This is a genomic window from Calidithermus chliarophilus DSM 9957 (assembly GCF_000430045.1).
Taxonomy (GTDB): domain Bacteria; phylum Deinococcota; class Deinococci; order Deinococcales; family Thermaceae; genus Calidithermus; species Calidithermus chliarophilus.
Map to the genome: position 1 here is coordinate 103,275 of NZ_KE387028.1, position 20,115 is coordinate 123,389.

Annotated in this window: 21 protein-coding genes; 7 read left to right on the top strand and 14 right to left on the bottom strand. The window is 69.4% G+C overall.

Features of this window, described 5'->3' with window-relative positions; genetic code table 11:
• Positions 1 to 35 precede the first annotated feature (35 nt).
• The 6 genes from MEICH_RS0121995 to MEICH_RS0122020 all read right to left on the bottom strand — a co-directional run bounded on the left by MEICH_RS0121995 (position 36) and on the right by MEICH_RS0122020 (position 5,547).
• A complete protein-coding gene (locus tag MEICH_RS0121995; RefSeq protein WP_027894401.1) occupies positions 36 to 1,340 on the bottom strand; it encodes a vWA domain-containing protein in 1,305 nt (434 codons plus the stop codon).
• Positions 1,341 to 1,342: 2 nt separating this feature from the next.
• Positions 1,343 to 1,675 carry a thermonuclease family protein gene (locus tag MEICH_RS30375; protein WP_027894402.1) on the bottom strand — a complete coding sequence of 111 codons (333 nt, stop codon included), beginning with the start codon at positions 1,673 to 1,675 and terminating at the stop codon, positions 1,343 to 1,345.
• An 83-nt stretch (positions 1,676 to 1,758) separates the two neighbouring features.
• Entirely contained in the window at positions 1,759 to 3,132 is a 1,374-nt protein-coding gene (locus MEICH_RS26520; RefSeq protein ID WP_051304435.1) for a replication initiator protein A, read from the bottom strand.
• A gap of 689 nt (positions 3,133 to 3,821) precedes the next feature.
• Positions 3,822 to 4,430 (bottom strand): hypothetical protein, encoded by a 609-nt coding sequence (locus tag MEICH_RS0122010; protein ID WP_027894403.1) that lies wholly within the window; start codon positions 4,428 to 4,430, stop codon positions 3,822 to 3,824.
• The gene (locus MEICH_RS0122015; protein ID WP_027894404.1) at positions 4,427 to 4,690 is read right to left on the bottom strand and encodes a hypothetical protein; all 264 of its coding nucleotides are present in this window, start codon (positions 4,688 to 4,690) and stop codon (positions 4,427 to 4,429) included. The genes MEICH_RS0122010 and MEICH_RS0122015 overlap by 4 nt, the downstream gene beginning before the upstream one ends.
• 203 nt (positions 4,691 to 4,893) lie before the next feature.
• Positions 4,894 to 5,547, bottom strand: a complete 654-nt coding sequence (locus MEICH_RS0122020; RefSeq protein WP_147372488.1) for a hypothetical protein — start codon at positions 5,545 to 5,547, stop codon at positions 4,894 to 4,896.
• 94 nt (positions 5,548 to 5,641) lie between these two features.
• Here MEICH_RS0122020 and MEICH_RS26525 point away from each other — a divergent pair, with 94 nt between their 5' ends.
• From MEICH_RS26525 to MEICH_RS26535, 5 genes are all read left to right on the top strand, one after another.
• The gene (locus MEICH_RS26525) at positions 5,642 to 6,997 is read left to right on the top strand and encodes a radical SAM/SPASM domain-containing protein (RefSeq protein ID WP_218022855.1); all 1,356 of its coding nucleotides are present in this window, start codon (positions 5,642 to 5,644) and stop codon (positions 6,995 to 6,997) included.
• Between the two features lie 290 nt (positions 6,998 to 7,287).
• Positions 7,288 to 7,617, top strand: a complete 330-nt coding sequence (locus MEICH_RS26530; protein WP_051304437.1) for a flavoprotein — start codon at positions 7,288 to 7,290, stop codon at positions 7,615 to 7,617.
• Between the two features lie 11 nt (positions 7,618 to 7,628).
• On the top strand, positions 7,629 to 7,775 hold the full coding sequence (locus tag MEICH_RS29050; protein WP_157202975.1) for a hypothetical protein: 147 nt from the start codon (positions 7,629 to 7,631) through the stop codon (positions 7,773 to 7,775).
• A gap of 54 nt (positions 7,776 to 7,829) precedes the next feature.
• Positions 7,830 to 9,125, top strand: a complete 1,296-nt coding sequence (locus tag MEICH_RS0122040; protein ID WP_169730730.1) for an MFS transporter — start codon at positions 7,830 to 7,832, stop codon at positions 9,123 to 9,125.
• Positions 9,109 to 11,163 carry a prolyl oligopeptidase family serine peptidase gene (locus MEICH_RS26535; protein ID WP_084542472.1) on the top strand — a complete coding sequence of 685 codons (2,055 nt, stop codon included), beginning with the start codon at positions 9,109 to 9,111 and terminating at the stop codon, positions 11,161 to 11,163. The genes MEICH_RS0122040 and MEICH_RS26535 overlap by 17 nt, the downstream gene beginning before the upstream one ends.
• Before the next feature lie 529 nt (positions 11,164 to 11,692).
• On the opposite strand, the gene MEICH_RS0122050 is transcribed toward MEICH_RS26535, so the two are convergent.
• The 3 genes from MEICH_RS0122050 to MEICH_RS0122060 all read right to left on the bottom strand — a co-directional run bounded on the left by MEICH_RS0122050 (position 11,693) and on the right by MEICH_RS0122060 (position 14,166).
• On the bottom strand, positions 11,693 to 12,085 hold the full coding sequence (locus tag MEICH_RS0122050; RefSeq protein ID WP_027894407.1) for a C40 family peptidase: 393 nt from the start codon (positions 12,083 to 12,085) through the stop codon (positions 11,693 to 11,695).
• 158 nt (positions 12,086 to 12,243) lie between these two features.
• Positions 12,244 to 13,047 carry a hypothetical protein gene (locus MEICH_RS0122055; protein WP_027894408.1) on the bottom strand — a complete coding sequence of 268 codons (804 nt, stop codon included), beginning with the start codon at positions 13,045 to 13,047 and terminating at the stop codon, positions 12,244 to 12,246.
• Positions 13,048 to 13,179: 132 nt separating this feature from the next.
• Positions 13,180 to 14,166 carry a ParB/RepB/Spo0J family partition protein gene (locus tag MEICH_RS0122060; RefSeq protein WP_027894409.1) on the bottom strand — a complete coding sequence of 329 codons (987 nt, stop codon included), beginning with the start codon at positions 14,164 to 14,166 and terminating at the stop codon, positions 13,180 to 13,182.
• A gap of 141 nt (positions 14,167 to 14,307) precedes the next feature.
• Between MEICH_RS0122060 and MEICH_RS0122065 the strand changes: the two genes are divergently transcribed.
• The gene (locus tag MEICH_RS0122065) at positions 14,308 to 15,078 is read left to right on the top strand and encodes a hypothetical protein (protein ID WP_027894410.1); all 771 of its coding nucleotides are present in this window, start codon (positions 14,308 to 14,310) and stop codon (positions 15,076 to 15,078) included.
• A gap of 298 nt (positions 15,079 to 15,376) precedes the next feature.
• On the opposite strand, the gene MEICH_RS0122070 is transcribed toward MEICH_RS0122065, so the two are convergent.
• The gene (locus MEICH_RS0122070; protein WP_027894411.1) at positions 15,377 to 15,586 is read right to left on the bottom strand and encodes a hypothetical protein; all 210 of its coding nucleotides are present in this window, start codon (positions 15,584 to 15,586) and stop codon (positions 15,377 to 15,379) included.
• 92 nt (positions 15,587 to 15,678) lie between these two features.
• Entirely contained in the window at positions 15,679 to 16,095 is a 417-nt protein-coding gene (locus MEICH_RS26540; protein WP_036219995.1) for a single-stranded DNA-binding protein, read from the bottom strand.
• A gap of 176 nt (positions 16,096 to 16,271) precedes the next feature.
• Here MEICH_RS26540 and MEICH_RS0122080 point away from each other — a divergent pair, with 176 nt between their 5' ends.
• Positions 16,272 to 17,252 carry a DNA double-strand break repair nuclease NurA gene (locus MEICH_RS0122080; RefSeq protein ID WP_027894412.1) on the top strand — a complete coding sequence of 327 codons (981 nt, stop codon included), beginning with the start codon at positions 16,272 to 16,274 and terminating at the stop codon, positions 17,250 to 17,252.
• 81 nt (positions 17,253 to 17,333) lie between these two features.
• On the opposite strand, the gene MEICH_RS26545 is transcribed toward MEICH_RS0122080, so the two are convergent.
• The 3 genes from MEICH_RS26545 to MEICH_RS27520 form a co-directional block, all read right to left on the bottom strand.
• Positions 17,334 to 17,711 (bottom strand): DUF6876 family protein, encoded by a 378-nt coding sequence (locus MEICH_RS26545; protein ID WP_036219997.1) that lies wholly within the window; start codon positions 17,709 to 17,711, stop codon positions 17,334 to 17,336.
• Positions 17,712 to 17,812: 101 nt separating this feature from the next.
• A complete protein-coding gene (locus MEICH_RS26550; protein WP_051304439.1) occupies positions 17,813 to 18,595 on the bottom strand; it encodes an ATP-binding protein in 783 nt (260 codons plus the stop codon).
• Entirely contained in the window at positions 18,588 to 19,805 is a 1,218-nt protein-coding gene (locus MEICH_RS27520) for a hypothetical protein (protein ID WP_051304440.1), read from the bottom strand. The genes MEICH_RS26550 and MEICH_RS27520 overlap by 8 nt, the downstream gene beginning before the upstream one ends.
• Positions 19,806 to 20,115 lie beyond the last annotated feature (310 nt).

Genomic DNA, 20,115 nt, shown 5'->3' on the forward strand with positions numbered 1-20,115 from the left:
AAACCGTGCTGTGCCTCTTGGTGCGCGCCCGCGGCCTACTCGTGCAGGGGGATGGGCACCGCCTTGATGAACTCCGGCACCTCCGGCACCGCGTAGACCGCATGGGCCCCCGCGGGGGCCCCGGGGTCGCCGAAGATCCCGGCCACGACCGGCACCCGCGGGGGCTCGGCGGGCCAGGGGGTGAAGCCGTCGGTGAGGACGACCACCAGGTCCACCTTCGGGCGCAGCTCGAGGGCCGCCTCGATCCCCACGCGCATGTCGGTGCCCCCGCCGCCCAGCAGCACGACCTCGTGGGCGCGGCGGACCTTCTGGGCCTGGGCCGCGGCGGCGTCCACCGCGAGGGCCCACACCTCGGCGCCCGCCTTCCTCAGCAGCGCGTCCACCTCGGCCAGGGCGTGGGCCAGCATGCGGTCGCTGACCGAGCCCGAGGTGTCGATGACCACCGCCACCCGCGGCCGCACGTCGTAGCTCCCCGGCATCAGCACCCGCCCGAAGGCCGCCTGGCGGCGGTAGGGCCGCTCGTAGGTCGCCCGGGCGCACCCTTGCACCCGGCGCAACCCCTCGCGCACCCGGCCCTGCAGGACCCGCCGCCAGGGGACGACGGGGTTCACGACCCCCTCGGCCCAGCGCACCATCCCCGCGGGCAGGGTGCCGCGTGAGCGGTGGTGCTCGAGCACCCGCCGGGCCACCTCCTCGCGCAGCTGCGCGGCCTGCACCTCGCCCACCGCGGGGTGCTCGGCGTGGTAGCGGGGCAGCTCCCAGGGCCGCTTGAGGCTGTCCGCCCTCGACCCATGGTCCCAGGTGGCCGCGGAGGACCGGCCCGGTTCCGCCGCGCCAGGGGGAGGGGAGGCGCCGTCGCCCTCGCCCTCAGCGCCCACCCCGCCGTCGAGCCCGTCCCCCTCCCCCTGGAAGGGGTCCTCCGCGCCCTGCTCGAGCAGGGCGCGGTAGTACGCCTCCTCCAGCCCGCCGGGCTCCAGGCCCAGGCGCTCGGGGTAGATAACCCCCTCGGGGAGGGTGAAGCCCAGCTCCTGCGCCCCGTCGTTGATGGCGGCGTCGGTGGCCAGGTTCCACAGCCGGTGGATCCGGCGGTCCACCCCCATCTCCCGCGCGCGGGCGTGGTGGGCCCGCAGCAGGTGCTCGAGCTCGTGCCACAGCACCCCCACGAGCTCGCGCTCGCTGAGCTTGTCCGCGAAGGAGGGGTTGACGTACAAACGCCAACCCTCGTCGACCGCCATGGTGGGCACCGCCTCGGTCGAGACCAGCCTCAGGGCCCACAGCCCCGGCGTGAAGTAGGGGGCCTTGCTGCCCAAACCCAACCGCGCAACCTTGATCTTCTCCATACTTACCTCCTATCAGGAGAAATTGTACCATTGGATTTTTGCGCGCGGCGGCCACACGGGTAAACCTTCCCCTGGGCATCCAGGCAGGTCTGGCTGCTTTCCACGGCGTCCACTCCCCACAGGCGGATGCGAACCCCCTGGATCTCCAGGGTGTCGCCATCGACGACGGTGGCCCGGCCGGCGAGGCTGGAGGGGGGCTGGGCCAGGGCGGGGGTGCCCAGCAGGGCCGCGAGGCACAGCAGGCCGAGGGCGGGCAGCAGGGCCGGGGAGGGGGACGACCCCCTCCGGGACGGGCTGACGCCCGCGCGCCGGGGGGAGGGGTTCCTCGTTCGCATGGCCCAAGGATACCGTTCCTGGGCGCTGGCACACCGGATCACGGCGCGCGCCGGGCAGGGCTAGCCGCCCGAAAGCGCCGGGGTCAGCCCCCCAGCCGCTCCCGCAACCGCGCCGCCAGCGCGGCGGCTTTGCGCGGGGCCGAGTGGGCCAGCAGCTCGCGGTAGAGGCCCTCGCCCTCCAGCCGCCCCTCGTCGAGGGCCTCGAACAGCAGCTCGAAGTCGCGCGGGGCGAGGTGCTTCCTCAGCACCATCCCGCACACCGTCTTGAGGTGGTTGAGGCGCTCGGGGGCAGCCATGGCCTTCCACGCCGCCAGCGCGTCGGCCTCGCCCTCCTCGGCCGCCCCCGGCGGCGCAGCACGGACGGCGGCGGGCCTGGCGCGGCGGGGCGCGAAGTCCTCGGGGTTGGCGTACTTGCCCTGGGTGTCCTTGATCACGTCCACCAGGAAGCCCTGGCGGTTGCGCGGCCGGTAGCCGCGCTCGAGGATCGCGGCATATAGCGCCACCCGCGCGCGCAGGTGCTCGAGGTCGTACTCGCGGGCGTAGTGCTGGGCCACCGGCAGCGTGAGCCCGTGCCGCTGCAGCAGCTCCACCCCGGCCGGGTCCGGCGCCGACTGCACCGGGGCGAAGTGGTAGCGGATGCGCTGGCTCTTGCCGCGCCCCACGTACTCCACCGCCTCAAGGTAGCCGCGCTGGATGAGCTCCGCGTGCGCGCCCTGCAGCACGCGGCGGACCCTTTCGGGCCTCTTGTCGACGATCTTGCAGACCTCGGCCCACTCCAACAGCCCCACCTCGAAGATGCGCACCGTCGCACCCCCCTCGGCGAAGCGCCGCCCGTCGAGCAGGCGGTAGAGGCCGCGGGTGGGCGGACGTTTGAGGCTGGCCAGCAGCTCGAGGTCCAGGGGCTTGATAAAACGCGAACGCACGCTGGCGGCGATCTCCTTGCCGAGCTCGATCTTCAGCACGGTCTTGCCGTCGAGGCCGTCGCCCTCGCCCACGCCCGTGGCGTGGACCTTCTCGAGGTAGCGGAATTGCTTGCTCTCCCAGCGCCCGCCCTCCCGCCAGGCCTCACGCGCGGTATAGGTGGTGTGGGTCAGCCGTCCCAGGCTGCGCTCTAGGGCCTTGTAGTAGTACCCGCTGGTGTCGAGGCCGATCAGCTTCAGCAGCTGGTAGGCCGTGGTCACGATCACCCCGTCGGCCGGGCAACCGAAACGCTGGTACAGCGCCAGCACCGCGAGGCTGACGTCGTTGTCCAACCCGTGCGGTACCCCACCGTAGTCGGGGTTGCCGCGGCAGATGATCTCCGCCCGCCGGCCCTGGATCTCGAACTCGAGGTCCCAGCGGGTGAAACTCTCGGGGATCCGTTCCTGCACGCTGATGAGTCCCAAGAAGGCGACGTTTCCCTCGTCGATGTGGGGGGAGACCTCGCCCCGCCGCCAGGGTCGGGAATCGCTCTTCATGTTGGCCGAAGTCTACCGCATCGCCGCGGCTCGCGGCTGTTGTTGCCTCCTTAAGACAATTCTTTAAAACTTAAAATTGAATGACAACAACAGCGGCGGGGGTGCGCGCGTGCTGGACAAGAAAACTCCGGGTTTTTCACCCGACTCTTCCGATAATTTCACCCAACTCTTCCGATAGCCCGGGCCCCCGGATCACCCAACTCTTCCGATAGCGGGGTGCCCGGATCACCCAACTCTTCCGATAGTGTTCAACCAAGTATTCCGATAGTTCAGCCCCTGGATCGCCCGGATTCCCCGGCAATTTCACCCAACTCTTCCGATAGCGGGGTGCCCGGACCACCCAACTCTTCCGATAGCCCCCTGCCGCGGGCTCCGCTCGGGCGAGGGATGGGCTGAACCTGACACCAGGACAGCGATCTGCTCGCTCGGGCCGTCGAGAATCACCCGACTCTTCCGATAGCCCCGGTCCCCGGATCACCCAACTCTTCCGATAGCAGGGTGGCCGGATCACCCGACTCTTCCGATAGCGGTCCCTCCCTCTCCCGGCGGGGTCGCAGACCCCGCGAGCACGGCGGGTCGTGCCAAGGTGTGTCCTGGACGCCGTACAGTGCCCGGTCATGCCCCCGGATCACCCGACTCTTCCGACAATTTGACCCGGCTCTTCCGACGGCCCCGGAGGACGCAGCGGCTCAGACCCCGCTGAGCCGCTCGAGCACCAGCGGGTCGTGGTAGCGCTCCAGCCCCAGCGACGCCCGCAACCCCGCCAGGGTGGGCCGGCGCTGGGCGGGGCCGGGCCGCAGCCAGCCGTAGGGCGTGGCCACGAGGTAGTCGCCCGCGCAGCGCAGCAGCGCGGCCGTGCCGTGGTCGCGGTCGACCTCCAGCACCTCCCAGTCGCCCGCGGTCATCCCCCCCAGCAGCTCGGGCGGGGGGGAGAACTGCGCCAGGTAGTCCACCAGGCTGCGCCCGGCGAAGGCCTGCCAGCGGCGCTGCGAGAGGCGCCGCCGGGCGCGGTGGAAGGCCTCGAGGCGCTCGGGGGCGGCCTGCAGGATCAGCGGGTGGCGCGGGGTGAAGTACGGCTCCTTGAGGCCCAGGCCGTCCCCCAGCCGGAGCACGAAGGGCTTCTCGCCGCGCACCCGCTTCCAGGCCAGCTCCGCCTCGCCCGAGCCCCCCAGGGGCTGGCGCAGGTAGCCGCGCGGGTGCTGGCGGTAGCGGACGAGCACCGCGGCGGCCGCCCCGCAGGGGACGCCCTCCAGGGCGCGCTGCAGCGCGCCCTCGTCACGGCCATGGACCACGGTCACGGCCTCGCCTCAAGCCCCAGCCGCTCCCTGACCAGCCGCACCGGCAGCAGGTTGCTGTAACCGGCACCCTGGGCCTCGACCTCGGCCCGCAGCAGGCAGGGGTCGGCGGCCAGGCCGCGAAGGAACAACGCCCGGCGGATGGCCTCGGGCGTCCAGTCGGGGTGCTGCTCGAGCAGCTCCTCCACCAGGCGGCTCAGGCGGCGCCGGCTGGGCGCCAGGGCGGGGCTCTTCTCGGGGATTGGGATCGCACTGTGCCTCATATAATCTCCTATGATGAATACATATATCACAGAATTGCCGGGCGCGGCAGCCGGGGAGCGGTGCCACCCGGCTCGTACCAGGGCTAGGGAGAATGGGCGCGAAGCTCCGGGTTTTGATGCCAGCCCCAGCCTGTATTCGCCGGGGCCAGCCTTGAGGGCCAAGAGCGATCAGGGAGCTGGGGCGTGATCCGAGGGGTAGGCTGTCACCTGCTCAGCCTGTCGCTTTCACGAGGGGCAAGCCCGATGTGAATGATGTAGCGCTGGTTGCCCGATTTCCTGCGATACCGTTCGAACAGTTCCAACAGCTCGCGCTGGAGCGCTTTAGCGTCAGGAGGGTCTAGTAGCAGGGCATCGCTCCAGGTGTTGAGTACGGCGGGCACCCCATCGCCCAGAATATCCCAGGATCCCTTGCGGTCTTGGGACGGGTTGATAGTGAGCGTTCCGTCGAGCTCGAGCCTAATCTCCACCCCACGCTGGTGTAGAAGCTCCGGAGATGCCTGCTCTAGGGCCACCCAGAGCCTGTGGTTCCATACGCGTTCGGTGTGTTCGAAGTGCGCCATCGGAACCAGTTCTTGCGGCACTATGTACCGTTGTGCTCGGGCTTGATAGTACCTGATTGGCCTTCCCACACGCCGCTCGACCTTGACCACCTCGAGAAGCCCCAAGCGTAGAAACTTATCCGCCCAGTAGTGAAGGTTCGGGATCGGTGTAGAGAGCTCCCCGGCGACCTGCCTCAGGCTGCGTGGCCCCTTCATGAAGGGCGCGAGGTAGACCAACGCCTCGGGCCGGGTCAACAGCTCCGCCGCTTTCCGGTCGTTAACGACCATCTCCGACCTATTCAGAGATTGATCTTCCATTTTAACAAGGCTAACACATAGGATGCCTCCAGCTTCGTACAGCCCCTTGGGATCACTTTTTCAGGAAGCGAGGTGCAGGGTGAGCAGGCACTACGTGCCGACCAAGTACTTGAGCTACTCGACCTCCGAAACGGGCTCCCTCGTTATCTATAACACCCTCAATGGAGCGATCTGTGCGGTGCCGCCGGGGCAGGCCGCCTACGTCAAGGGGGCACTAAAGCGCAGCGCGCGGCACCGGGCTCCGCTAGAGGGCATTCTCCAGGACCTCAGCGAGGGCGGCTTCCTCATCCCCGAGGGCACAGACGAGAACGAGCTGCGCCACCTACAGTACCTGCGGAAGTACGATGATCACAGCTTGAGGCTCATCGTCATGCCCACGGAGGCGTGCAACTTCCGCTGCACCTACTGCTATGAATCGTTCGAGCGCGGCAAGATGCCGCCTGAACTGCGCGAGGGGATTAAGCGGTTCGTGGCGACCCAGAGCAGGCTGGAACAATTTGATCTCAGCTGGTTCGGGGGTGAGCCGCTTCTCGCCGCCGATGTGGTTGTCGAGCTGACCCAACATTTCCACATCTACTGCCAGAGCCACGGGATCCGCTTCAGCTCGAGCCTGACAACCAACGGTTCCCTCCTCACCCCCGACCTCGCCGAGCAACTGCTCCCCTATGGCTTGTCGTTTCTCCAGATCACCCTAGACGGGGTTGAAGAAGAGCATGACAAGCGACGCGTGCCGATTGACGGCGCGCCCTCGTTTAGGCGGATCATGGATAACCTCCGCTACCTCAAGTCCACGAGCTACCCCTTCGTGGTATCCCTGCGGCACAACTTTGATCCCGAAGGGCTACGGCGTTTGGAGGAATTCCTCCAGCTCCTCGCACAAGAGTTTGGTGGAGACCCTCGCTTCACCACCAGCTTCTACGCCATTGGCACCTGGGGCGGGGCGAATGACGACCGCCTCGAGGTGTGTGAGCAGGACTCGGCCTACCAAGCTGTCATGCGCGCCCGCCGGTTGGCGACCGAGGCGGGTCTGCGCAACACCTTTGTCCTGGAGAGCCTTCAGCCCAACGGAGTCGTGTGCTACGCGGCGAACCCGCGGTCGTTCGTGATCGGCTCGGACGGTCAAGTGTACAAGTGCACCGTGGAGCTAGACTACCATGACCGGAACATCGTCGGGCGGCTTCACCCGGATGGCTCGATGGACCTGGACTGGCGCAAGGTTGCCCTGTGGTGCGAAACCAACGGGCTGGAGGAGGGCAAGAAGTGCTCGACCTGCTTCTTCAGCCCGAGCTGCTACGGGGCGGCCTGTCCAAAGGACTGGATGGACAGTGGCGATTGCCACTGCCCGACCGAGAAGGTGACCATCCGGGAGACTCTCCAACTCATCCAGCTCGAGGCGACGATGCCCGAAGCCGATGGGGTCTCCGCTGGTCTGCAGTGTACGAGAGGCTGACCGCGCGGAATCATGTGCGGCTTCGGCTGATCGGGAGGAGGGAGGTGATGTGCGGAGGCTCATAGAAACATCACGGTGATCGAAATAAACCTCAGCGTCATCCGATCGGTCTCGGGTATCAAGCGTTCGAATGGAGGTAGACCATGCAGGCCAAACAGATCAGGTGGATCGTAAAACCCGTGCAGGCCTCTCGACCCGGCACCCGTCCCAACACCAACGTCAACTGCCTCTGCTAGGCAGCTCCGGTCCCGCCTAGCCGCTGCGGCTAGGCGGGACCGGAATGAACGACTATGTCCTCCTCACTCTGTGACAACCTGCTCGTTGGCGTATCGGGGGGCATACAGTGCGTCAACCTCCACAACTACCTATTCCACTTCCGAACGGTCCTGGCGAGGCAGGTTAAGGTGATCATGACGCCGTCCGCGGCCAAGATGGTGAGCCCGGCCGTGCTGGAACTTTATCTTGATGACAGGGTTTTCGTGGACTTCTGGGACCGGTCTACCGAGGTGAAGACCCCCCACATCCAGCTGACCCGGTGGGCCGACTTGTTTGTGGTAGTTCGGGCGAGTGGGAAACAGGCATGGCGGCACCAACACCGGAAGAGGTCGTGCGGCACCTGAGACACGTGCGGATGAGGCGCCTCAAGGAGGAGTACTGGGACGAAGCCACCCGCGAAAAGCCCAAGACCCCCTTCCAGAGGAAGCTTGAGCGGCTGCAACTCATGACCGAGGCGGCGGCCGAACCCCCGCTTGTGAATCCGACCCCGACCCCACCGTGACCGGAGAAGCCGATCCGTAGGAGCCTCCTGCTCACCGGACTGCAAGGTACGAACGTGCAAGCTACCCCACCGTATTCCAGCATCTTCCGCAACCCTGCGTTCCTGGCGTTCTGGGCGGCGCAGACTGTCTCTTCGGCAGGGGACGCTGTTCGCCGCATGACCCTGCTGCTGTGGGTCTTCGCCGAGAGCGGCCAGTCTGGCCTGGCTATCGCTGCGATTACCGTTGCAGAGACGGTACCCTACCTGTTGCTCAGCCCCCTGGCCGGGGTGTTCGTGGACCGCTTTAACCGGCGGGCCATCCTGGTCGGGGCCGACCTGGCCCGCGCTCTGCTCAGCCTGGCGCTGGTCTACGCGGTGGTCAGCCACAGCCTGTGGTTGGTCTACCCGGTCATACTACTAGCCACACTGTTCTCAGCTGTCGCGGAGGTGGCCGCCGGCACCGTGCTGCCCCGCGTCGTCGAAGACCGCCAGCTCGAGCAGGGCAACGGGTTGCTCGTCATCGGCCAGCAGGCCGCCCTCATCGCGGGCCCGGCCCTGGGCGCCGTGCTCTACACGACTGTGGGCCCAGGAGTGGCTTTCGTGGCGGACGCTGCCACCTTCTTGTTATCGGCGCTGCTCATCGGGCTAGCGCTGCCCCCCCACCGCCTTCAGCCCACAGAATCAGGGACTCCATCCCGGGGGCGGAGTTCATTGTGGGGCGATATCCGTGCGGGCCTCCGCTATCTTCTCGGTGCGCGCCTGATTCTGGCTAACTTCGCCATCACCTCCACAACCGCTCTGGCCGCGGGGATCAATGGCACCGTGATGATCTTCTTCATCACGAGAACCCTTGGCCACAACGCGCCTGACTTAGCTTGGCTCGCCGCCACCAACGGCGTCGCCCAGATGCTGGTGGGCGGCTACGTCGTCTGGCTGGCCCACCGGGCCCGGCTCGAGCGCCTGCTGGCCGCCAGTCTCGGCCTGATGGCCCTCGGGGCGACCCTGGTGGCCGCCGCGTGGAGCCTGCCCGTGCTGGTGCTGGGGGTGATCCTCACCTCCCTGGGCAACGCCCCCTTCAACATCGCCCGCGACACCCTGGACCAGCGCTACGTCCCCCCGTCCTACCTCGGGCGCGTGCGCAGCGCGGTAGACATGTCCACGACGGCCCTGTTCCTCGCGGCCTCGAGCCTGTCGGGCTATCTGGTCCCGCTGCTCGAGCCCCGCGCCCTGCTGTCGGCGTCCGCCACCATCTCGGTGATCGTGGCGCTGGCGGGCTGGCTCGTCCTGGTGCCCCTGCTGAAGAGAGCCAGCCCGCCTTCGGAAGGAAGCGTAGCGGCTCAGGGGCAGGAAGATCATGTCAGACAGCCATAACCCTAAGCCTGACGAATTCGCTTGGTTGGAAGACCTGTGCGATCCGCGGACAAGGCGCTTCCTCGAGGACGAGAACACCCGCGTCGAGAGGTTTCTCGCGGGGCACGTCGGGCTCTACCGTGCTGTCATAAGCGAGCTCATGGCCCTGAGGAGTGTGTTTACGGAGTCACCGGCCATGCCGGTTGGCAACTACCTCTATTACGACCGCACGGATTCGCCTGACGGATGGCCCGTTTTCTGCCGCCGCCGGGTGGGGACTTTGGAAGAGGAGGTGCTCGTAGACGTGGGAGAGTTGGCCTCCGAGCGTGGGAGCCTACATGCCATGGTCGGCTCGGTCAAGCCCAACGATGACCATAGCAAGATCGCACTGTCCATTGACCTTACTGGGCACGAGCGGTATACAGTGCTGGTTAGGGATCTCGAGAATGGCAGATTCTTGGAGGAAATACCCGACGTATACGCTGATTTCGAGTGGTCGCCGGACGGAAAGGGCCTCTATCTTCTGGGGCTGAGCGAGTCAGGGCGGCCCGAGCGCTTGCTGTTCCGGCCACTCGGGCCGCAGGGAGTAGGCCACCAGACCCTGCTGGTTGAACCAAACGAGCATTATGCGCTCACGCTCGCGCGTTCGCGCAGCCGGGCCTATCTTTTCGTGACCTCGGTCGGTGCCGAGGACACCGAGGTCCATTACCTCGAGCTGGACCGTCCGAATCGCCCGGTACAGCTGTTTTATCAGCGCAGAGAGAGGCTACGCTACTGGCTGGAGCACTGCCGGGATCGCTTCGCGGTGTTGACGAACCTCGACCGGACAGATCTCCGTGTGATGTTTGCTCCCTGCGAACCAACCCCGCCAGAGGGATGGATCGAGGCGCTTAGTCCAGCCGAGGGGGTCGTTTCAGGGATGGACGCCTTCGCCAGCCACCTGGTCATCTACGGCCACGAGAACGGGTGCGGGCGGATTTGGGTCCATGACCTGGCACAGGGAGAGACTTGGCCAATCCCAGCCCCTGAAGCCGGGGTGCCGGAAGGTCTCGGGGTGTTTTCTCCAGCCGAAAACGGTGACTACCACGCTCGCTGGTTCCGGTTCGAGTTCAGCTCCCTGGTCACACCGGAGGGACTTTGGGAGGTCGACCTGGAAACGCGATCGGTGCGGCTGGTCCATCGCCACAGCATCCCGGGCTACGACTCCGGGAACTACTGCGCGGAGCGAGTCTGGGCCGAGACCGACGACGGGAGCGCTATCCCGATCTCTCTGGTCTACCGCCACGGTTGCGCCGCGGGAACCGTACGCCCGTTGTATCTCTACGTCTACGGGGCATACGGCGCGGTCACCAGCCCTAGCTTCAGCCCCTTCCGCCTGCCTCTGCTGGACCGGGGTGTGGCCTTCGCTATTGGGCATATCCGCGGCGGGGGCGAGCGGGGCCAGGCCTGGCACGACGGGGGGAGGCGGCTGAACAAGCGCAATGCGGCCCTCGACGTGATTGCCTGCGCCCAACACCTTATCCGCGAGGGCTATGCCTGTCCCGATTCCTTGGTGCTCGCGGGTGTCAGCGCGGGTGGGGCGGCGGTGGGCGCCGCGCTCAACGCGCGGCCCGACCTGTTCCGGGCGGTGGTGGCTAGGGTGCCGTTCGTGGATGTTGTGGGCGGGATGCTCGACGAAACCAGCGCTCTCTCGGCCCTGGAGACCGCCGAATGGGGCGACCCAGACGCCCCAGACGAGCTCGCCTACATGTTCTCGTACTCGCCTTATCAGAACCTCAAGCCCGGCCGTTACCCCGCCATCCTGGCGGTGGGGGCCATGAACGACACGAGAGTGCCGTACTGGATGCCCGCGAAGTGGGTGGCCCGCATCCGAAGCTATCGCACCGGCCGCAACCGGCTCCTCCTGAAGACCCACCTGGATACGGGCCATCTGGGGGCGGGGAACCTGATCGACGAACTCGAGGACGCCGCCCTGGAGTGGGCCTTTGTGTTGGCCTGTGTCGGTCGAGACACCCACGGAGATATAGCCGAAAAGGCCACAACGCAGGCTTGTCCGTAGGGGCTCGGCGGGATCTGCGCCCGTTTCCCTCGACTGCTAGCCGCTGCCTTCCACCGGACGGGTGTGTGTTCCCCTGAGGCCCCTGCATGCACACGAAGGCGCGGGGCCCGCTCCGGCCCCGCGCCGCCCCTCCGCAAGACGATTTAGCCCTGGTGCCCGGGCACCTCTGCCGCAGGACGTACCCCCTCCGCGACGGCCCGGGCCAGGCCTGGGGGGCTTATGACGCGCCTCGGGACGGCAAGGCTCGAATGCGATGGGGCGGGGCCTACCCGAGGAGTAGCCGCCGCCGCCTGCCCGGTCTCGCCCCCGCGCGCCCTGTACCCCTGGCCGGGCCTCGGAGCGCGAGGTTTGCCGAAGGGGCGCATTGGTTGCCCCGGCGGGCGGTGTGAGGTCCGTTTCCCCCCCGGCTCCCGGCAGCGAGCTGGGGACCCGGACACGGGCCGTTCCCGTTTGCGCTCTCGCGCGACCATCCAGGCGGATCACGGCCCCATCCTAGCCGAGGCTGCCCGAGCAGTCAATATATATTTCCTCAATAGGACTTTGCGGGCACCACCCCGGCCAGCGGGCGGCGGGCCCCGATGTAGCGGCCCGCGTAGCGGCTCAGGGGCTCGACCACCACGCCCCCGCGGGCCTGGCTGGCGTGGGCCATCAGGCCGTCCCACAGCACCAGGCCCACGTGGTCCACCGGCCGACCCGGCGCGCGGAAGAACACCAGATCCCCCGGCAGCAGGTAGGCGGTGGTGACGGGCGGGAGGCGGGTGTACTGCTTGAGGGCGGTGCGCGGCAGCCGCCAGCCCAGGTGGGCGTAGACGCGCTGGACGAAGGCCGAGCAGTCGAGCCCCACGCGCGGGTCGGTGCCGCCCCAGAGGTAGGGCGTGCCGTAGTAGGCCTGCACCAGGCGGTAGAGCTGCCGGGGGTCCACCGGTGGACGATCCCCTATCGGGAGGGCCTGCGGCCCTGCACCAGCCGGACGATCCCCTTCGGGACGGGCTGACACGGGCGCGGTCCCTCCCGGCTGGGCGGCCGCGAACGCGACGGCCGCCAGCAGCAGTATGGCGGCGGCCCGGGCCACGGCCGGGCTCACCGGCGCTCCCAGCCCTGGCCGTTGGCCCGCACCAGCCCGCGGGCCTCGAGCGCGCCCACGATGCCGCTGAGCTCGACGAGGCCGACCCCCAGCGCGCGCATGAGCTCGCCGCGGCTGCTCTGGCCCTCTTCGATGAGCTGGAGCGCCCGCCGGGCCTGTGGGGGCAGGCCCTCCAGCAGCGCCACGCCGTGCTCGATGGACTCGGCCACCTCGATGCGGGTGCGGGTAATCCGGCTGGCCTGCTGGAGGAAGCTCGCCGCGGCCAGGTCCCCCTCCCTCGCGGGCTCTCCCCGGCGCTCGGGGCCGTCGTGTGCCGGCACGGTGTGGCGCACGGGCTCGCGCCCGTCCCCGACAGGAGTGGCCCTGACCGCCGGCGGAGCCGCCTCGCGGGGGGGTTCTGCGGCGGGGCGGCCGGGGGCCGCCCCCTGCAGCCGCAGCAGCTCGCCGATGACCTTGCCCACCACCAGCGTCGAGACGGGCACGAACAGGCTTTGCAGGAAGACCTCCCAGCCGGCCATGCCGGGCACCCGGGCCATCGCCAGCAGGTTCCCCCCCCACACCAGCGCCAGCGCGGCCAACGCCCCGCCCACCGCCCAGCGTGCGCGCGGCACCAGGTTGGAGATCAGCGACAACAGAAACGCGGTCAGCTCGAGGCTCACCGCCAGTCCCAGCGCGAACCACCCGGGCAAGCCCCCCGAGGTCAGGGCGTACCACTGCGCCAGGTGGCCCGCGCTCACCACCAGCGCGGCCACGTAGGCCAGGAGCAAGGGGTAGACCATCCGTCCGGCGTAGCGCTCCATAGGAATCTCCTATTGATATTTTAGATATCATCAAGTCATCAAAATGAGTCCTCAATGAGAAGCACAAGCAAGAGGGTCTTTGCCGTCCAGCACAGCAAAGACCCTCTATGGGCGGCGCCGCCCGGGGGTGGCTCAGGGCTGCTCGAGGAGGGCCTCGATGTCCTTGAGCTCCTGCTCGAGCAGCCGCAGGCGCTCCCGCACCTCCTGGCGGCGGTCCTGCTCGAGGCGCGCCGTGCGGCGGTAGAGCCGCCGGATGGTGCGCTCGGCCTCCGACGCCTCGCGCCGCGGCGCTCCCAGCCGCGCCAGCTCCCGCTGCAGCGCCTCGCGCAGCTCCCGCAGGCTGAGCGCCTGCAGGCTCTGCGCCAGCGCCCACAGCGCCTCCTCGCCCAGGGCCGGATGCTCGGGGAACATCCGCCGGGCACGCTTGACCCAGCCGTTGAAGCTGCGGGCACCCTCCCAGCTCAGCCGCCCCTCGCGCAGCGCGCGCTGCACCACCGGCAGCATCGCCCGGTAGCGGATGAGCCGGTCGCGCAGCTGCGCGGCGGGCAGGCCGAAGGCCTTGAGGTCGGCGTCGAGGGACTCCATCACCTCACGGTAGCGCAGGCGCAGCCACTCCGGCTGCTCTTCCAGCGGCGCGGCGCCGGGGTCGAGCACGTAGCGCAGCAGGTCCATCCACTGCTCGAGGGAGAGCGCGGGGTCGTAGAGCTCGCGGTGGTACTCCCAGGTGATGCGCACCACCGTCCAGAACAGCTCGAAGGGGTCGAGGGGCTGCTGCTGGTTGGCCGCCATCACCACCTCCGCCTCGGCCGCCCCCCGGAAGGGCGTGCGGCTGAGCAGGCAGGGCACCTGCAGGCCCAGCTCGCGGGCCACCCGCAGGCGGCGGTGGCCCGAGATCACCCGCAGCCGCTGGCCCCCCTGGTCCTGCACCAGCAGCGGCACGATGAACCCGTAGCGGCGGACGCTGGCCTTGAGCGCCTCCAGTTCCTGGGGGTCGTAGCGGCGGCGGGCCTGCTCGGGGCTCTCCTCGAGGTCGTCCGGCGCCATCATCAGCACCGGGTCGGAGTTCCTCAGCAGCAGGGGCGCCGCGGTCTCGGGTAAGGGGTGGGTTTCGGTCTGCATCTCGCCTCCGAGCCCCCCCGGCGCCCGGTCACGGCCCGCGCTGGGGGGGACGTCCCCAGCCTAGCCGCCGTACCCAGGCGGCGCTGCGCCAAGATGAGAACCGGCAGGAGGGCGCGGCGGGCTTCGCGGCAGAATGGTCCCATGAAACCCTCGCTACCGCACACGACCGCAGCCCCCACCGTCCCCCTCGGCGAGCTCTCCCGCCTCAGCGGCTACAGCGAGCGCAGCTTGCGCCGGGCTGTAGAGCGCATCCGGGCCGAGGGGGGTGACCTCGAGGCAAAAGACGGGCGGGTCGGTGGCGCGGACCTGCCGCTGCTGCTGGCCGCGCTGCACGAGCTGGCCACCGAGTACCGGTCGGGGCAGGGGGGTCAGGCCACCCCGCCCATCCATGAGCACTTCGACGCGCTGCGCCAGCGCCGCGAGCGGGGCGAGGCGCCGGTCCTGCCGGAGCCCTACGCCGCGCTGCTGCAGGCTCCGGCAAAGCGTGGGCCCGCCAGGGAGGAACCGCCCGCGCCCCGCCAGGCGGAGGAGCCGGATGCCGGGGCCCCCCGGGACCCCCAGGACAACGCCCTGGCGCGGGAGCTGGCCCGCCTGAACGAGCGGCTGGGCGAGTTCGGGGATCGGCTGGGGCGCCTCGAGCTGCGCCTGAGTCACCTGGAGGGGCGCTTCGCGGCGGCCGAGCGGGGGTTGCGCAGTGTAGAGCTGTTGCCGGACGACGAGGAGGCCGAGGGCAGCCTCTACGCCCTGGTCACCGGCCTGCTCGGGGCCTTCAACGACCGGCTGGGCGCGGTGGAGCGCCAGGTAGCCCAGGCGACCGGCGACATGGCCTCGATCGCCCTCAAGCTGGCCGACAACGACAAGGAGCTGCGCAACCTGCTGCGGGACCTGCTCGCCCAGCTCAGCCCCCGCTAGGCCGGCTTGACAAAGCCAACCCCGGCCGCAGGGCACCCATAGGACTCAAAGGCTGCGGCCAGGGGTTCCTGTATGGAACCCCAACAGTTTACCCCGGGCCGCCGTTCCCGGCGCCGGGGATGAACCCGAACCGCCGCCCGCGCCAACCCCGGGGGTGCCCGATATCCCCCGCCTCCCCCTCGCCCGCTCGAGGCGCCCCCGCGATCCGCGCGAACCCGCCGGACACCTCGAGCGGAAAAACCCCCCGGGCAGGGCCGGGGGAGGGAGGGGGGTGGAGACTTGGGCTCGAGCGGGGGCCTCAGTCGAAGCGGCGGGGGGAGATCTCGTGCGCCAGGTGGGGGTGGCGCAGGGCCGCGGCCTCCTTGTCGAACATGGTCTGCGCCTCGTGGCGCTCGGCGGCCCCGTCGTCCAGCAGCTCGCTCAGCAGGCTGCGCGGATCGACCACGGCGCAGAAGAGCACCCAGGCCGCCCCCATCAGCATCAGCAGGTCGATCCAGCTCAGGCTCATGGCCCCATGGTAGCACCGCTCCCCGCTGGTACAGGGACGGCTCTCATGATCCGGCCGCCACGGTGTGCACGGGCGCGTATCGCGGTCCCCGCTTATCTCCCGCCCTGCCCCGCCCGGCACCACGTCCCCCCGCAGTCGCCCGGCCCCTCGAAGCGGACGAGGGTGACGTAGCCCTGGCGCTTGCCCTCCACGCCCTCCTCCTCGAACTGCCAGGCCCCGCGTGAAAATTTCACCACCTCCGGCAGGTCGCGCCGGCCCGCGAGGTGGCGGCGGCGCCAGCGGAAACCGAAGGCCTCCACCGTCTCGCCGTCGAGTTCCCTGGCGCCCAGGAAGGCCCAGTCGAAGCAGCCCGCACAGGCCAGCGGCAGCACGTAGCCGCCGGGGGGAGGCGGGGCGGGGCGGTAGCCCTTGGCCCCCCACTCGCGCAGCAGCTCGAGGTAGTCCTCCGCGGTGGCCTCGAGCTCGAGGCCGTGGCCCAGCGGGCTGGTGAGGTGCAGGCGCAGGCGCATGCCCGCATTGTACCGGGGATCCTAGCCCCGGCACCCCCGCCGGCGGCGTCGCCCATGCGGGGTTCTTGTCGTCAGCGACAGCGAAAAGCCCTCATCCTCCCACTTTCATATAACTCTCATCCTTGGGGGGGAGGGGGGCTTGAAGTCCTATCATTTTTACCTATACCATCAACTGCATGACCTGGAGGCTCGAGGCCTGGAACGCGGCCTACGCGCTACCCGAGCGGGCGGTGCAGGGGGGCGACCCCGAGGCGGGCGGGGACCGGGCCCAGGCCCGGGAGGTGCGCGCCGACTTCGAGGGGAACTGGGGCCCCCGGCGGCCAACCCCGCTCGACCCCGCCTGCTGGCCCCGGCTGTTCTTCGTCGACGGCCGCCAGCAGGTCGAGGCCCTGCTGGCCGACGAAGCTGGGCGACCGGCCCTGTTGGCCACTGTGGTGGCGGGGGCGGTGGTGCGCGACGGCGGGGGAATCCGCCCGGCGGGCGAGCCGCTCAAGCGCCACCTGCTGCTGCACGGGGGTGAACGGGGTGCGGACGTGGCGCTGCCGGAGGGCCTGCGCCACTACGTTCCCCTGGGCTTCCCCCACGCCGACGTCGCCCAGCTGCGCCACCGCCTCACCGAGGCCATGCGCCGGCTCGAGGTGGCCCTGGTTAACCGGCTGGCCGAGGCGGGGGAGGAGGGGCTGACGGTGCTCGACGGGCAGCTCTTCCCCGGCGAGGCGCCCTTCCGGCGGCCTGGGCAGGTGCTGGGCTACACCAAGACCCAGGCGGCTAGCTACCTCGACCCCTCCCGCCAGGCCCTGCTGGGCCAGCTCGAGCCCGGCGAGCGCACCCCAGTGTTCTTCCTCAGGGGCCTGGCCCGCCGCCGCCCCCTCGACGTGTTCAGCTGGTACGTGCGGCTGCCCCTGCGGCCAGCCCGCCCCTACCACCCCTCCGCGGCGCTGCTGCGGGTGGAGACCCCGGCCGCCGACGTCGCGCAGGCGGTGGCCCTGGCCGATCTGTCGGCGAGCGTCTTCTGCGCCTTGGCCTCCTCCCCCGCCCGCGACCCCCGCGCACCGCAGAACCTGGTCGCGGTGGGGGGCCTCGAGCTGTGGCTGGGGCGCTACCTGGGCCAGCCCGAGGTGGTGCGGCGGCAGATCGCCCGGGCGCTGTTCGGCTAAGGCGTCCGGCGCGCGTTGGCAAGGCAAGGCAAGGCCGCCCCGGAGGGCGGCGGTCGCACGGTGTGCCTGGGGCTGCGTGGGTCAATACTCGCCGGGCAGCATCACCACGTAGCGGGCGTGGCCCTCGTCCCACGCGGCGTACAGCGTGCACTCCTCCAGCGGGAAGTCGGTGTAGGGCACGTGCTGGAAGTAGTAGACTTTGCCGTCGCCGTCGTCGAGGGTCAACTTGGCCCCGCAGCCGTCGCGCTCCACGCGCACCCGCACGAAGGGGTCCCACTTCCGCAGCGGCAGGGTCGAGGCGATGACATCCATCAGCCAGAAGGCCCCAGCCCGCTCGGCGAGGAAACGGGCGCCGTCGGTCAGCAGCAGGCTGCCCCCGCACCAGTGCGCGTGGTAGCGCTCGGTACCCGTGAAGGCGTGCAGTTGGGCCTGGAGTTCGTGTGCGGTGAGTGTCGCCATAATTTCCTCCTATCAAAAAAGATGATATCACTTATCACGAGGAGCGGCAACGCACCGGTACCCTCCTGGGGCCGCTGCCGGCGGCGTACACCGGCGGGCGCTCAGCCGCCGGGAGGGGGGAGGGATCCCTGGGCGGCTCGAAGGTCCCGGCCCCCCACCTCCAGCACGTAGCCCTGCGTCAGCCGGCTGGCGATGGCTGCGGCGGCCTCGGCCTCGCCCCCCGCGAGCCGCCGGGCGAGCTGCAGCGGGGGGTAGTTGCTGGTGACGAGGAGGGTCTTGCCCTCGCTGGAGAAGTGCTCGAGCAGGGCGTAGAGCGTCTGGTAGGCGAAGTCGGTGGGCTTGATCTTGCCGGCGTCGTCGAGCACGACCACCTCGACTGAGCGGTAGTCAGGCGCCTCGCCCTGGCCCCGGATGCTGCGGTAGAGCGCTTCGAGGTACTCGGCCTCGCCCAAAAACAGCGCCTTGTGCCCCTGCTCCGCCAGGCGGCGGGCGGCCGCCACCGCCAGGTGGGTCTTGCCGCGCCCGGGCAGGCCGTAGAGGTAGAGGAACTCCCCCGGCCGGAGGCCCTGGGCTGCCGCCAGGGCCTCGGCGTTGGCCGGCTCGCGCACGTAGCCCTCGAGGGTGAAGCCCCGGTAGCGGCGGGGCACGCTGGCCAGGAATTGCTCGAGGCAGACCCGCCCGCGCCACAGCCGCCGCAGGCCCCGGTAGTAGCCCTCCTCCTCACGCAGCAGGCAGTCGCAGTCGTGGGAGATGTCCTCGGCGAAGCGGTAGGCGCTCTCGAGGGCCGTCGCCCCGCACAGCGGGCAGGGGGGTAGCTTCGGGTCGGGCCGGGGGGCGCTGCGCCGGGCAGGCAGCAGGCCAGGGGTGCAGGAGAGCTCAAACATCAGCCACCTCCCCCGGCAGAGGACTGCCGCCGGGCCCGGCGGCGTCCCGAAGGGGATCGCCCCCCGGGGCCCTCCTCCGGGCCCCGTACTCGCGCTCGAGCTCGTCCAGGCCGTAGCTCGAGGTCAGCGGGCCGTACTCGGCCTCCAGCCGCTCCCAGGCCCCGGGGGCGGGCGGGCGGCCTTGTGGTGCACGGGCGTCAGCCCGTACCGAAGGGGATCGTCCCCTGGGCGGGTTCCCCCACCGGGCGGCCTCGGGCTCTGTGGGCGCGGGGCGGTCCTCGACGACGGCCCGGTAGTAGCCCCACGCCCCCTTGGGCGTGCCCTGCATGACGGCGAGTTCGAGGGCCCGCGCCACCCGGGCCTCGCCGTAGGCCCGCACGTCCTCGGCCAGGAGGGGCAGCCAGGTAGCCCAGGTCACCGGGCCCCGCTCCCCGGTCTTGTTCAGCAGCCGGTACGAGCCCTTGAGGGCCTGCGGGGCCTGGCGCGCGAGGTAGAACCAGGCGTTGCGCGTCCGCTCCTCGCCTACCGCCACCCGGGCGAAGTTTTTCTGCCAGCCCGCCAGCCCCAGCGCCTGGGCCAGCTCGCCCACCGCGTCGTGCCGCTTGGTCGGGCGCCCGCCGCGGGCCGCCGGGGAAGATCCTTCCGTCCGGTGCGCGGGCGCAGCCCGTCCTGAGAGGGGGGTGTCTTCCTGGCGGAGCATGCCTCGAGCGGGGGAAGCCGGGGCGGCCCCTTCGGCGGGCGGGGCCGGCGGAGGAATTGCCGGCAATTCCTTGCTCGAGGCAAGAATCTTCGATTCTTGCTCGTTAAATTCTGTCTTTTGTTTAATTCCTTCTTTTTTAAGCTCCGGCTTAGCCGGATACGGCTGGGCCGTATCCGGGTTTTCAGGACGCGGTGAAGGGGGGGAAGGGGGCGGGTCCTGGCTCTCGTCGTGGACCAGGTACTCCCAGCCGGTGAAGCGGCCGCGCGCGTCCTTGAGCTGGCGGCGCTCCAGGTAGCCGTTGCGCGCCAGCTCCTCGAGGATGCGGTAGGTGCGGTCGCGGCCGCTGAGGGGGCGGCGGGTGAGGTCGGCCACCCGCACCTGCCAGTCGGCGGGCTTGCTGACCAAGTAGGCCAGCATCCCCAGCGCTTCCCACGACAGCCGCGCGTCGTTGAGGGTGGCGTTGGGCAGCACCGTGAAGTCCCGCTTGGGGCCGCGGCGGATGACGCTCATGGCTGCACCCCCGCGGGTGCAGCGGATGCAGATGATGACGATCCCCCGACCGTGGCCACGGTCGGGGCTGCGATGGAGGCTCTATGGGCACAGGCTGTAGGCACCTTGCACTCCTTTCTCGCCTGTGCTACCCTGAAAACGACAACTAAGACAGGGTAGCACCTGTGGCGTCAACCCCCCGGTTCTCCAAAACTTCGGGGGGGTTGGTGTTTTTAGTATATTTCGCCTTCCTGAAGTTTCAAGATATGTAAATCGATGGCAGGATCTGATCCGGCCTGCCTCTCATCTTTGATCAGAGTTCCCTATCAAA